At 50.7% G+C, this 12,731-nt stretch carries 13 protein-coding genes; all 13 read right to left on the reverse strand.

What is annotated here, in order from left to right:
* Positions 1-8: 8 nt before the first annotated feature.
* The 13 genes from ruvA to ACFQZE_RS09710 all read right to left on the reverse strand — a co-directional run bounded on the left by ruvA (position 9) and on the right by ACFQZE_RS09710 (position 12,728).
* Positions 9-632 (reverse strand): Holliday junction branch migration protein RuvA, encoded by a 624-nt coding sequence (gene ruvA / locus ACFQZE_RS09650; protein ID WP_379356200.1) that lies wholly within the window; start codon positions 630-632, stop codon positions 9-11.
* Positions 629-1,132 (reverse strand): crossover junction endodeoxyribonuclease RuvC, encoded by a 504-nt coding sequence (gene ruvC / locus ACFQZE_RS09655; RefSeq protein WP_379356202.1) that lies wholly within the window; start codon positions 1,130-1,132, stop codon positions 629-631. Before ruvC ends, ruvA begins: the two co-directional genes overlap by 4 nt.
* Positions 1,133-1,334: 202 nt before the next feature.
* The gene (locus ACFQZE_RS09660; protein WP_379356204.1) at positions 1,335-2,009 is read right to left on the reverse strand and encodes a BofC C-terminal domain-containing protein; all 675 of its coding nucleotides are present in this window, start codon (positions 2,007-2,009) and stop codon (positions 1,335-1,337) included.
* A gap of 176 nt (positions 2,010-2,185) precedes the next feature.
* Positions 2,186-4,861 carry a LysM peptidoglycan-binding domain-containing protein gene (locus tag ACFQZE_RS09665; RefSeq protein WP_379356206.1) on the reverse strand — a complete coding sequence of 892 codons (2,676 nt, stop codon included), beginning with the start codon at positions 4,859-4,861 and terminating at the stop codon, positions 2,186-2,188.
* Positions 4,862-5,064: 203 nt separating this feature from the next.
* Positions 5,065-5,946: a branched-chain-amino-acid transaminase gene (ilvE, locus tag ACFQZE_RS09670; RefSeq protein WP_379356208.1), complete on the reverse strand. Its 882-nt coding sequence runs from the start codon at positions 5,944-5,946 to the stop codon at positions 5,065-5,067.
* A 41-nt stretch (positions 5,947-5,987) separates the two neighbouring features.
* Entirely contained in the window at positions 5,988-6,863 is an 876-nt protein-coding gene (pheA, locus tag ACFQZE_RS09675) for a prephenate dehydratase (RefSeq protein WP_379356210.1), read from the reverse strand.
* Complete coding sequence (gene thrB, locus ACFQZE_RS09680) at positions 6,860-7,873, reverse strand: homoserine kinase (protein ID WP_379356212.1); 1,014 nt, start codon at positions 7,871-7,873, stop codon at positions 6,860-6,862. Before thrB ends, pheA begins: the two co-directional genes overlap by 4 nt.
* 4 nt (positions 7,874-7,877) lie before the next feature.
* Positions 7,878-9,164: a homoserine dehydrogenase gene (locus ACFQZE_RS09685; protein ID WP_379356214.1), complete on the reverse strand. Its 1,287-nt coding sequence runs from the start codon at positions 9,162-9,164 to the stop codon at positions 7,878-7,880.
* A gap of 27 nt (positions 9,165-9,191) precedes the next feature.
* Positions 9,192-9,629, reverse strand: coding sequence for an ACT domain-containing protein (locus ACFQZE_RS09690; protein ID WP_379356216.1), 438 nt, complete (start codon positions 9,627-9,629; stop codon positions 9,192-9,194).
* A 114-nt stretch (positions 9,630-9,743) separates the two neighbouring features.
* Positions 9,744-11,069 (reverse strand): GTPase ObgE, encoded by a 1,326-nt coding sequence (gene obgE / locus ACFQZE_RS09695; RefSeq protein WP_379356218.1) that lies wholly within the window; start codon positions 11,067-11,069, stop codon positions 9,744-9,746.
* A gap of 13 nt (positions 11,070-11,082) precedes the next feature.
* Complete coding sequence (locus ACFQZE_RS09700) at positions 11,083-11,820, reverse strand: Spo0B domain-containing protein (RefSeq protein ID WP_379356220.1); 738 nt, start codon at positions 11,818-11,820, stop codon at positions 11,083-11,085.
* 212 nt (positions 11,821-12,032) lie between these two features.
* Positions 12,033-12,344: a 50S ribosomal protein L27 gene (gene rpmA / locus ACFQZE_RS09705; RefSeq protein WP_379356222.1), complete on the reverse strand. Its 312-nt coding sequence runs from the start codon at positions 12,342-12,344 to the stop codon at positions 12,033-12,035.
* Positions 12,345-12,380: 36 nt separating this feature from the next.
* Positions 12,381-12,728: a ribosomal-processing cysteine protease Prp gene (locus ACFQZE_RS09710; RefSeq protein WP_379356224.1), complete on the reverse strand. Its 348-nt coding sequence runs from the start codon at positions 12,726-12,728 to the stop codon at positions 12,381-12,383.
* Positions 12,729-12,731: the final 3 nt, after the last annotated feature.

The following is a 12,731-nucleotide window of genomic DNA, read 5'->3' on the forward strand; positions in this document are numbered from 1 at the left end:
CCTTTCTATTACCCTTTAAAGAGCTGTTGCAGCGCCCGTTTCATGAGGGAATCAACCGTTTCGTCCGGCTTCACGCTGTCTTTAAGCCCGCTCCATGCCTTATCCAGCTCCGCATTCGTGTACCCAAGAGCGGCCAGCGCCTCTTTGGCTTCCTTCCAAGCTGCCGTCCCCGCTCCGTCTTCGCCGGATTCAGCTGTAAAGCCCGACACGGAAAGCAAGCTTTCTTGCGGCACGGCGCCAAATAACTTGTCTTTGAGATCGAGCACCATTCGCTGAGCTGTCTTTTTTCCAATTCCAGGCAATTTCGTCAAAAAAGCAAGATTGTCCTGCTGAATGGCGGCAACGATCGATTCCGGCTTGCCTGCCGACAATACGCCAAGCGCAACGCGCGGTCCGATTCCCGATACGTCAAGCAGCTTGCGGAACAGATGGAGCTGCTCCCGCGATTCGAAGCCAAAAAGCAAGATCGCATCTTCCCTTACATGATGGTGAATAAACACGGTCACCGCTCCGTCTTTGCCGGCAAATGCGTACGGACTAGGTGTGAACACGCGATACCCTACATCCCTAACGTCCATAACGACATATTCGGCTTCAATATGTACAACAGGCCCTCGTAAAAAATCGATCACAGCCGTTTCACCTCGTTTATTTTTTGGCTCAACACGGCCGAATGGGCATGGCAAATCGCAACTGCAAGCGCATCCGCCACATCGTCCGGCTTCGGAATCGCCGACAGTTTCAAAAACATTTTGACCATTTCCTGCACTTGACGCTTCTCCGCCTTGCCGTAGCCAACAACGGCCTGCTTCACCTGGAGCGGCGTATATTCCGCAACCGGAAGTCCCCGCTGCGCGGCAGCCAAAATAATGACCCCGCGAGCCTGGCCTACCGCAAAAGCCGTCGTGACGTTTCGATTGAAAAACAGCTTCTCAACGGCCACGGAATCCGGCTTGTACCGATCCATCAACGCACCTGCGGACTCATAAATTTGTACAAGCCGCTTCTCTGCCGGCGTATGGGCTTCCGTTTGAATTGCTCCATATTGTACCGCTGTCAGCTTATGCCCCACTTTATCTATAAAACCAAAACCCGCAATCGCTATGCCCGGGTCAATTCCAAGAACGCGCAAATCGCCAACTCCTAACAAAACATGCCTTATGAATGCCTACCCTCCATTATAGCAAAAGTTACCGAGAATGAGAACGGACGTTTGATGTTTCTGTGAACAAGCCCCTCTCCAAAAACAAAAAGCGGCAAGCCAGAACTTCCAATGAAGTTCTTGACCTGCCGCTTGCATGAAGGGAAATCTGATTGTTTCCATTTATCGTGGGCTAATAAAGAAGTGGCTTCGTTATTTCATTTCGGTTCACTGCATAATCACTGAAAGTAGACAATACACTGTTGAACTCGTCCATGTCGCTTACCCGTATTCCTTGGGTCAAACGCTCCAATTTATGCTGCGGCAAGCTGCTCTCCATAAACCGGATGTCCAGTTGAAAGAAGGTGCGCAGCACCTTCTCCTTCCTTGGCTCTCCGTCAAACAAAGTAAAATTGCCAAATCGGTCTACGCCAAAATAGGCATGCGATTTGCAATAGTCGGACAAGTCCTCGATTCGCTGCACCAAAACAACCTGTTCCGGGTCCTTGTTCAGGCTCGCGCTGAAATCGGGATGATCGCGCAAAAGCTGTATAATGTCCTTCGTATTCATCGAGCCCAGCGCTTCGAATTCTTCTCCGCAAACATATTGCCGTTGCAGCAAGACTTGAACGTTTTTGTCCCGTTCTTTCAAAAGCTCGCTTATCGATGGCTGCTGGGGCAAAAGCATGCTGTCCGCCGCTTCAGATTCGTGGCCTTGCGCATACGCCGCAACTGGCAGTTGAACAGCCGCACCGGCTGATAATGCAATTACCATTAGCCAAAAGGCGATGCCCCCAAGCGTCCATAGTGGCCTTCTAGTGCGGCGAAGGCGACGTTTCAATTGCTTCCACAAGCTGAATGTCATCATGAGGAAGACCCCTTTATTACGTTTTCTGATAGTCTGCACCAATGATGTATAATTATTCAAAATAATAGTTGGGGACGGTTTTACATAAAAAAAGGAACAGAAAAAAAACCGGCACCCAAATAGGTACCGGCAAAAAAGAAAGTTTATTGAATTGGATTATCCATTCAAGTCATCGTTTACTGATTAAGCCAAGGCCTGCTGCTGCCTGAAGTAGATTTTCGTTTTGGACGAGGGGCTACCGTGCGGATAACCGCTTTTTTGGCTTTTTTGCGAGGTTTGGCTGAATTGGCTTTAGATGAACCCGTTTTGTTTTTTAATGAGCCGTTAATTTCATCCTCACGCTTCCCGCCGCAGCCACAATCGTCATTTTTTTTGTGCGAGGGATTCGCAGCCGAATAATCGGACCAAAGCGGATAGGGGTATCCGGCCGGATAACCGTTAGAATAATCTTCGAACCCTGCAGGCGGGTATTCGGCTGAATATCCTGAAACGCCTCCTGTCGTAATCGCTCCCGCATTGTGTTCGTTGGAGAGCGGCGATACGCCGGGATTGGATACGTTCGAGTAAGGCGATATGCCGGGATTAGACGTATTCGAGAACGGCGACACCCCTGTATTGGACAAATTCGAGAGTGGCGATACGCCGGGATTAGATGTGTTCGAGTAAGGCGATATGCCGGGATTAGATGTATTCGAGAACGGCGATACCCCTGTGTTGGACAAATTCGAGAGTGGCGACACGCCTGGATTGGATGTGTTCGAATAAGGCGATATGCCAGGATTAGACGTGTTCGAGTAAGGCGATACGCCTGGGTTAGACGTGTTCGAATAAGGCGATATGCCAGGATTAGACGTGTTCGAGAACGGCGATACCCCTGTGTTGGACAAATTCGAAAGTGGAGACACACCTGGATTGATCGTATTCGAGTAAGGCGATACGCCCGGATTGGACGTATTCGGCACATTTCCCGAAGGCGAAATCTGATTGTTTCCGGCATATCCCCAGCCCGGATCTGCCGCATAAGGCAACAACGGAGGAGCCGGATAACCTACAAATGGACCGGGCGGACAATTAAACGGATTAACCGGGTAAGGCTCACTATACGGGACAAAGCCAGAACCTGCATTCCCATACGGCGAATAAGATTGCTCAGCACCAAAGTACGGATACATGTTTGTGGAAGCATCTGCGAATTGCTCATGACCGTAAAGGGATGCCTGATTAGCAGGCACTCCATATGGATGGAATAAATCCACACTTTGTATATATTCCGAGTTAGACGGCTTAATCTTCGTTTCTTTTGCCTTCTCAGAAGGCAGAACTTTTTTGCCGTAAGGAGCTATCTTTGCTGAAGGAGACGTATTAGCCAAAGGAGCTACGTTGGACGACAGCGGGCTAACATTAGACGACAATGGCGATACGTTGCCGCCTCCAAGCGGAGACAAATTGGATGACAATGGAGCTGCATTGCCCGTTCCTTGCGCTCCTACGTTCGAAGACAATGGAGCTACATTGCCACCCGTTCCTTGCGCTCCAACGTTCGAAGACAACGGAGCCACATTACCACCCGTTCCTTGCGCTCCAACATTAGAAGACAACGGGGCTACATTACCACCCGTTCCTTGCGCTCCAACATTAGAAGACAACGGAGCTACATTGCCACCCGTTCCTTGCGCTCCCACATTAGAAGACAATGGAGCTACATTGCCACCCGTTCCTTGCGCTCCCACATTAGAAGACAATGGAGCTACATTGCCACCCGTTCCTTGAGCTCCCACATTGGAAGACAACGGAGCTACATTGCCACCCGTTCCTTGCGCTCCGACATTAGAAGACAACGGGGCTACATTGCCACCCGTTCCTTGCGCTCCAACGTTTGATGACAGCGGAGCTACGTTGCCGCCGCTAAGCGGTGCGACGTTTTCCGTGGATAGTGGCGCCGTTTTTCCTTTAGACAACGGAGCCGTCTTTCCTGTAGACAAAGGAGCAGTTTTGGAGGATAGCGGCTCCACTTTTTTGCCTATTGGCTCCTCTTTCGTTGCCAACGGCTCTACTTTTTTGCCTATCGGCTCTTCTTTCTTAGCCAATGGTTCCACTTTTTTGCTTATAGGCTCCTCTTTTTTCGCAAGAGGCTCCACTTTTTTGCTTATAGGTTCTTCTTTTTTCGCTAGAGGCTCGACCTTAGCGGCAGGCGGCTTCGGAGCCGGGGCCGGAGGAACAGGCGATACGATTGGCCCTGTAGGCTTTTTCTCCGCTGCCAGCGGCGCCGTATTCTTTTTTTCTGCAGCCAATCCCGTAAACGTTTTGCCGACTATACCCTGTACACCTTGCATAATAGAAGTAGGATGAAGCGGATGATTAGGCGTTTTGCCTGCTGTATGCTGCCCGTGTGCGTGCTGTCCTTGTGTGTGATGACCCTGTGCATGATACCCTTGTGCGTGGTGCCCGGCGGAATGATGGCCCGTTGAATGATGACCGGTATGATGCTGGGCTGTCATGTGCGGGACAACGGTATCCGCTTTAGGTATGTTTACAATTTCTCCAGTCAGCAGCACATTTGGATTTTTTAAATGCGGATTGACATGTACCATGGTTGCAAGGGGAACTCCCCAAGCTTTGGACAGCTTCCAAAGCGTGTCGCCTTGCTTCACGATATGTTGATGCATGATGTTCATTCCGTTCACTCCGTTCTGCGCGGGATGGGTAGACGGTATTCTCAGCTTCGACCCAGCCTCTAGGGCGCCCGGATTTTCAACACCCGGATTAAGCGCCAAAATTTGTTCAAGCGAAACATTGTACTTCTGGCCAATGAAGTATAAGGAATCGCCACTTTTGACCATATGAATTTTCACTCGCCGATGACCTCCTGTCACGTTCTAGGGCTATAGCCAGTTATCAATCTTTACATCCTATGCAGAACATAGGCGAGTGTCTCCACTTTAGTAAAAAATACATCCCAAAAAAGTAGAGGGCTAATCCTAAATCTTTCTTTTTCGCGCAACAAAAAAAGGCCAACCGGAACTCTCCGGCTGACCTTCTCTATTTTCACAATCAACTATTCAAACACTTTTACTCCATCCACTTTCACTATATTGCGGAACTCCTGCAGCAAATGAGTCGTAATCGGTCCCGCCTGACCAGAGCCAATCGTGCGGCCATCCACTTCGCGAACCGCAATGACTTCAGCAGCCGTTCCTGTAAAAAACACTTCATCCGCAACATACACATCGTGGAGTGTAAACGGCTCTTCCTTCAGCTTATAGCCGTGTTTCTCGCAGAGCTCCATAATGGCGGCCCGGGTAATGCCCTCCAGCGCGCCAACGTAACAAGGCGGGGTGTAAACCGTACCATTTTTGATTATAAAAATGTTGTCGCTAGAGCCTTCGGCCACGTACCCTTGCGAGTTCAGCATAATCGCTTCGCCCACTCCGGCAAGGTTCGCCTGAATTTTCACCAAAATATTGTTTAAATAGTTAAGTGATTTAATTTTCGGATTAAGCGCATCCGGGATGTTGCGGCGCTGGGAAACCGAAACCGATACAAGTCCGTTTTTGTAGGCCTCTTCCGGATAAATGGAAAGCTGCTCAACGATGATGATCACCCACGCGGTAGGGCAGCGTCTCGGATCGAGCCCCAAATTGCCGGGACCGCGGGACACGATGAGGCGAATATAGCCGTCTCTAAGTTCATTGCGGCGAATCGTCTCCACTAGCGCGTCTTGCATGTCATCAAACGTCAGCGGAATGTCCAGCATGATGGATTTGGCGGAATCGTACAAGCGATCCAGATGCTCTTTGCATTTAAAAATATTGCCGTCATAAACGCGAATGCCTTCAAAAATGCCGTCCCCGTACAAAAAGCCGTGATCATAAACTGAAATTTTTGCGTCTTCTTTTGCAACATATTCCCCATTCAAATAAATCCATTGCTGTGCCATACCTTGCTTCACACCTCCGAAATGTATGTAAAAATTAATACCTACAGCAACTGCTCATAAGTAAAGCTTGGATAGCAGCCCATGACGCGGATTTGGCATCCGATCGCTTCGATTTCCTGCAATGCCGCAGGCAGCAGCACAGAGTCCAAAGACATTTCTATTTCGATATAAAAATAGTAATTGCCCAGCTTCTTTTTGGTCGGACGCGATTCGATTCTCGACAGATTGATGCGCCGCCAAGCAAAAGCGGACAACATCTGATGCAAGCCGCCCGGATAATCTTCCGGCAACGTCACCAAAATGCTTGTTTTGATCCGGTCCGACTTGCGGGCCGTATAAGGCTCGTTGCCTACAAGCATAAATCTAGTGTAATTGTTGTCATGGTCGGTCACTTCCGTCGCAAGCAAATCGAGCCCGTTGTTCGAAGCGGCAATACGGGTACCAATCGCGGCGATTCCCGCCCCCGGATTGTCGCGCACGATACGGACCGCCTCTGCGGTGCTGCTTACATGCTCCGTCTCCGCATGAGGCATGTTCTGCCTTAAAAATTGCAGGCATTGCGCCATGGCAACGGGATGGCTGATCACTTTTTTGATGCGTGAATAATCCAGCTCTCCCGCCTCATTCGACAGCTCCCGTCTTCTGCCGATTAAGTTTTGAATGGAGGGATATACCCATTCCGCCTGCATCGGGAGATCCACTTCGTGGACAAGCCAATCCATATGCAAGCTGACAGAACCTTCGATTGTATTTTCGATTGGAATGACGCTGTAGTCGCTGACTCCGTTTACCGTAGATTGAAAAACGTCGGCAATAAGGCGGTGATGCTTCCATTCCACCTGGCCTTCCCCGGAAAACAATTGTTTGGCTGCTTCATCCGAGACCGAGCCTGCCGGCAATAGCGCTATCGTTTTCATGCCTTAACTTCTCCTTTGATTCTTTCCAGCAGTGTAAGCGGCGCCGCTTGCTCCTTGCCGGAATTTTCGCCGTCCGCAAACGACTCTTCAATTGCGATTTCGGGACCGTTCAAGCAAGGGGCAAGCCACAACGTCTCTGCGTCAATGCCTTCCTTCTGAAGCGTCTCTTTCAAAAAGCTTTCGAGCTCCGCCTTCTGCCCGCTCTCCGCATCCACAAAGGCAATGAGCGTCGGCCCTGCTCCGCTAAGCGCAGCTCCCAGCGCGCCGAAGTCGGCCGCGCGCTCCAAAATCTCGGCCATGCCGGGAATGAGCGCTGCACGATAAGGCTGGTGCAGCCGATCCTTCATCGCATGGCGAATCATTCCCAGCTCGCCGCTGGCCAGCGCCGCGACGAGCAGAGAGCTGCGGCCGACGTTATAAACGGCGTCGGCCATCGAAAGCTGAGAAGGCAGCGCATGGCGAGCCTTCTCCGTCGACAGCTGGAACGCTGGAATAGCGACCAGCGCCTCCAATCTTTCATGCGGCTCGAGGCGCACCATATGCGCTTCCGTGCCGTCCCATGCCGCAACGACGATGCCGCCGAACAACGAGGCGCCGACATTGTCAGGATGCCCTTCCAGCGCCGTTGCCATTTGGAACAGCTTATGCCCGCTCAGAGGGCCCCCGATCAGCGCGTTAGCCGCAACAAGCGCCCCTACAATTGCCGATGCGCTGCTGCCAAGCCCGCGTGTAAGCGGAATTTCACTGTACATGGCAATATGCAGCTCCGGCATATCGACGCCCGCTTCTTCATAAACAAGCTTCGCAACCTTATATACCAAATTCGACTTATCTTGCGGCAAACCGTCCATCCCGTCGCCATCCAATTGAAAAGTCGTTTCACCTGTCGTGGATTCCGAAAGCTCGATCCATGCATAAAGAGACAACGCCATACCCAGCGAATCGAAGCCTGGACCTAGATTGGCCGTGCTGGCCGGCACTTTTACCGTTACGCGACGTGGATTGCTCATAACATTAGCCTTCCACCCGGTAAACGCTCTTCACCTTATGAACGACGTCAAGCGAGCCAAATTGCGCCAGCACTTTGGAAATAGCCGCTTTATTCGCATCGTGGGTAATGATGATGATTTCCGCCTCTGGATTGCTGGCATTCGGCTGCTGCAAAACGGATTCCAGGCTGACTTCAAATTCCGCAAACACTTGCGTAATCCGGGCAAGAACGCCTGCACGGTCGGCAACATGCAAGAGCAAGAAATATTTCGACGAAATTTGCTCATCGGTTTTCAGCTTTTTCTCTTTGTAAGGCATACCGCTTTGTTTGCCGTTTACGCCAAGCTTCAAGTTTTTCACAACGGCTACCAAATCCGCTACGATCGACGTAGCCGTAGGAAGCTCGCCCGCTCCAGGTCCATAGAACATCGTTTCGCCTACTGCTTCGCCATATACATAAACCGCATTGAATACACCGTTAACCGAAGCGATTGGATGGGACTTCTTCACCATAGTAGGCTGTACGCTGATGCTGATCTGGTCGTCTTGACGCTCCGCGATGCCAAGCAGTTTCATTTCGTAGCCCAAACGATTAGCGTAAAGAATGTCCTCTTTGCTGATCGAAGAAATACCCACAGCGGATACATCTTCAAGCGCTACGTTAGCGCGGAAGCCGAGCGTAGCCAAAATCGTCATTTTGCGCGCGGCGTCAAGCCCTTCCACATCGGAAGTTGGGTCCGATTCGGCATAGCCCAAATCTTGAGCCTCCTTCAGCACGTCCAAATAAGAAGCGCCTTCCTGGCTCATTTTGGTCAAAATATAGTTTGTTGTTCCATTTACAATGCCCATAATTTTCGTAATGCGGTCAGAAGAGAAACCCTCTACTAGCGTACGAATGATCGGAATGCCGCCGGCAACGCTCGCCTCGTACAAAACGTCGCAGCCATGCTTCTGAGCTTTGGCCAATATTTCAGGTCCATGCAATGCCATCAAATCTTTGTTGGCCGTCACGATATGTTTGCCGAGCGACAACGCTTCTAAAATATATTCTTTTGTATGGGAAATACCGCCCATCACTTCCACAATGACATCAATCTCCGGATTGCGAATAATTTCCCACGGGTCCTCCGTCAGCTTTTCCGGCGAAATCGCAATATTGCGTTCCTTAATTTTGTTTTGCACAAGGACCTTCTCGATTTGGATCGGGGAGCCTACCTGGCTCTGCAAATCGTCCTGATGCCCTTCCACAATGCGGACTACACCTGTTCCGACCGTACCTAATCCCAGCAAACCTACTTTAATCGGCTTCATCTATACTCCTCCGTTGTTTTTCAATTTTTAACCGCGCCCAATGATGGACGCTTTCCGAACGCCGGATTGACCCCGCAGCAGCTCAACCAGTTCCGACGTATCGCCTTGCACCTGCGATATATCAACCGACAACACGACGTTTGCGAACCCTTGCAGAGGAATGCTTTGATTCATCGTAAGCACACTGCCCTCTTGGCTCGCGAGTAAGGCAAGCACGCTGGACAAAACGCCGGCGCGATGCTCCAAATCCATCGAAATGGTAACGATTCTTTCCTGCCTAAGTTCATTAAGCGCGTACACGCCATCCTTATACTTATAGAAAGCGCTCCGGCTAAGCCCCGCTCGCTCCACCGCCTCATGTACGGTAGTGGTAACGCCGCTCGCCAGCATCTCTTTTACTTGGATGGTTTTTTGGATCGCTTCCGGCAATATGTCCTCGCGAACGACAAAATAGCGATCAGCCACTTCAGTCCTCCTCAAAAAGACAAATGTACACCTATAGTGGACATTATAACGGAATCCACCACTAGGAGCAATAGGCTTAATCCAAAAAAAAGACGACTTTCGTCGTCTCTCGTCTTAATCGTAAGGGTTGTAATCGCTGCCCTCAAAAAACTCAAACGCAAAATCGGCTACTCTTACCATATCGCCGTCTTTTGCACCTTGTTTTCTTAAAGCGTCGTCAACGCCAAGCTTTCGCATCGTGCGCGCAAAACGCATAAAGGCATCGTAAGAGTTAAGATTCATCCGTTTCATCATGCGGGCAATGCCTTCGCTTTCGACGACAAACACTTCATCCTCGCGATGAATGGTAAACGTAATTTCCTCTTTTTTCTTGTAGCCATATACTTTGCGTTCTTCAATTGCTTTTACTTCTTCCACTTCAGCCTGAACCGCTACCGTATCGAGCACGTCTGCCGCTTTGTACAACAATTCCTGAATCCCTTGTTTCGTCAAGGAAGAAATCGGAACAATTTCGTATACGCGCTCGGTGCCGAGTGCCGCCAGTTGCTCTTTAAAGAGAGCAAGCTGCTCTTCCGCTTCCGGCATGTCCATTTTGTTAGCTGCGATAATTTGTGGACGGTCCGCAAGCTTTTCGTTATATAGAGTTAGCTCGGCATTAATTTTTTGCCAGTCGTCGAATGGATCGCGTCCTTCCGAAGCCGCCATATCCACAACGTGGATTATAACGCGAGTCCGTTCCACATGGCGCAAAAACTCGTGTCCAAGCCCCACGCCTTCATGCGCTCCTTCAATCAATCCCGGCAAATCCGCCATCACAAAGCTGCGGCTGTCGCCTACATCAACGACGCCAAGATTCGGCGTAATCGTTGTGAAGTGGTAAGCGCCGATTTTCGGTCTTGCTCCCGATACAACGGAAAGCAACGTCGATTTCCCAACGCTTGGAAACCCGACCAACCCTACGTCCGCCATCACCTTAAGCTCCATCACAACCCAGCGCTCTTGGCCTTCTTCCCCGTTCTCCGAAATGTATGGAGCTGGATTCGTAGCCGTCGCAAACCGGATATTGCCGCGTCCGCCTCTGCCGCCTTTAGCGACAACGACCTGCTGCCCGTGACGGGTCAAATCGGCAACCACTTCGCCAGTATCGTCGTCCACAATAACCGTTCCCGGAGGAATCCGTACGATGGTGTCGTCAGCGCTCGCGCCATGCATGCCTTTTACTTTGCCGCGCTCGCCGCGCTGAGCTTTAAAGTGCTTCTGATAGCGGAAGTCCATAAGTGTGCGCAGACCTTCGTCCACGCGGAAAATAAGATCCCCGCCATGACCGCCGTCGCCGCCCGCAGGACCGCCGTTCTCTACATATTTTTCGCGGCGGAACGAAACGATTCCGTCTCCCCCGTCGCCGCCTTTTACAAAAATTTTCGCCTTATCGACAAACATGGCTTGCCTCCGTTCAAGCGCGCATTTCCGCTCGTAGCAGCACCTTGGAGAAGGACTGTTCGGAGCCCACCTGCTTAAGCGGCGCGCCTTCCAACTGCTTTTTAATTTTTTGAGACCATTGCTGCTCGTTTATTAGCTCGCCCTCGTAAAAAAACGACGCATATAACGCTTCCTCATCCGCGCTTAGCTCCAATTTGAGCACAGACAATTCGCCGCTGCCCGACTTTACGGCAAAACGATAAGCATTAATGGTATGTATGAGCGTTTCCGCCACGGCTTCTCCATCCAGAGAAAGCTCGCTTAAGTTCAGTTCACCCTTGATGTCCACTTGCAAAGCAAGCGAATTCGTCAGCGTTCGGAACGATTGGATGAAACTGATCAAAGATGGCGTGCCAAGCTTCGCGATTGCGGTTTCGGCAGCCATTCTCTCACATATTCTCTCCACATATTGAATGGTCCTATCCAGCTTGCCCATTCTTGCATATCCGAACAGTACTTGAAGGTCGTTCATCCAGTCGTGACGATGATGGTTTAACGTTCGAATGCTCGCGCTCTGCATCGCATGAATCGTTCTGGCCAGCCTCTCGCGCGATTCCTTGCGCTCTTCCCGGACCCAAAAAACGGCTGCCGCCGCTCCCCAAATCATAAACAAAGCCGTCAGCCAGCCTTGTCCAGGCCAAACCAGCGCCGCAATGCCCGAAGGCACAATGGATGCGGCCACGTAATGCTTCGCTGTCAATAAGCGTCCCATTCCAAGACCTACCTTCACCAAGTTTCCTAGCTCATCCAGTATACCATGCCCTTATACTCCGGTCATCTACTTAAATGACAAAAGCCCCGAGCCAAGCAAAGCCGGCCGGGGCTTATCGAAATATAAGATCGCCATACAGGGCTTATATTTCAACGCTAAACGAAAGATATTCCGCCCGAAGGCAAGAACAAAGACCGTTTACGCTGGGTTCATTAAGCTTCTACTGCCGCAGCTACTGGAGCCTCGGCAACAGGGTATACGCTCACTTTTTTGCGGTCGCGTCCTAAACGCTCGAACTTCACGACGCCGTCCACTTTTGCGTACAAAGTGTCGTCTTTACCGATGCCCACATTAGTGCCCGGGTGGATCTTTGTACCGCGTTGACGGTAAAGGATGCTTCCTCCGGATACCACTTGACCGTCGGCACGTTTAGCGCCAAGACGCTTGGATTGCGAGTCGCGTCCGTTCTTCGTGGAACCTACACCTTTCTTCGATGCGAATAGCTGAAGATTCAGTTTCAACATGGTGTATTCCCTCCTTCTCTTAGGATGTTCCTTGCCTCATTCACAACTTTCTTGAAGCCGCTCATGTATAACAACGTGTTTGCCGTATGATGTAGCGATCGTTTCCAGCATGGACACCATCGATTCCAACAGCAGCTGCATCCTATCATCCATCTCCGCGTCGGGCAGAATCGGAATGTCGGATGACAGCCAGCCGTTTTTCATCGTGGCGGACAGCTCGAACCCCGCCAATTTTTCAATCGCATTCACCGTGCCGATCGATACGGTCGACACGCCGGCGCAGACGATGTCTTTGCCGCGCTTCGCATATTCAGCATGTCCTTCGATCGCAAACGATAAGATGCGTCTCGAAGCCTCATCCCTAACAAAAGTTGCGTTAATCATAGA

The sequence above is a fragment of the Paenibacillus sp. GCM10027627 genome, from assembly GCF_042675505.1.
Lineage (GTDB): Bacteria > Bacillota > Bacilli > Paenibacillales > Paenibacillaceae > Pristimantibacillus.